Below are 534 nucleotides of genomic sequence, written 5' to 3' on the forward strand. Positions count from 1 at the left end.
GAAAGTCGCGGACGCATCCGGACACGGCTGCATCACATGCTCCACGGTCCGTGCCTTCAGGCCCGGCAAGAACGCCTGGAGACATCCATCCCCGCACCGCCCGGCTCCCCGGCTCCACCACCGACCGCCAAGAACCCCGCCCCTAAGCCCTGGTGCCGGGCACGCACCAGACAGCGGACCGCAGGGACCGAACCGTCACGAAGCGCCGGCACCAGGTAGGGCCAACCACTCAACCATGAATTGGAGAGCAGACAAACGATGACCGGACGAATCGAACTGCATCATGGCCCCGACGGCGTCTACCACGTAAAAATGGTCAACGATGACGGGAACACCATCGCCGTAACCATTGGGTTCCTGTCGGAAAAAGCCGCACTGGAGGGCGTGTTTGCCCTTCGCGAAATCGCCGGCACAGCCAACATCAGCGTCTGCACCACCCAGGGAACCACCGCAGACCACCTCGGGACCGGGAACCGGCACCCCACCAGCCCCGTTCCACTAACCCCGATTGGACACCCAGCCTGACGGCCGACA

General features: G+C 64.2%; 1 protein-coding gene. It reads left to right on the forward strand.

Annotation, left to right across the window (positions count from 1 at the left end):
* Positions 1-258: 258 nt before the first annotated feature.
* On the forward strand, positions 259-525 hold the full coding sequence (locus G6035_RS19685) for a hypothetical protein (RefSeq protein WP_176618788.1): 267 nt from the start codon (positions 259-261) through the stop codon (positions 523-525).
* The last annotated feature ends 9 nt before the right edge of the window (positions 526-534 follow it).

It is taken from the genome of Arthrobacter sp. SDTb3-6, from assembly GCF_013376095.1.
Taxonomy (GTDB): domain Bacteria; phylum Actinomycetota; class Actinomycetes; order Actinomycetales; family Micrococcaceae; genus Specibacter.

Excerpts from the sequence above, each read along its gene's own strand:
- G6035_RS19685 (WP_176618788.1), top strand. The coding sequence starts at position 259 with ATGACCGGACGAATCGAACTGCATCATGGCCCCGACGGCGTCTACCAC.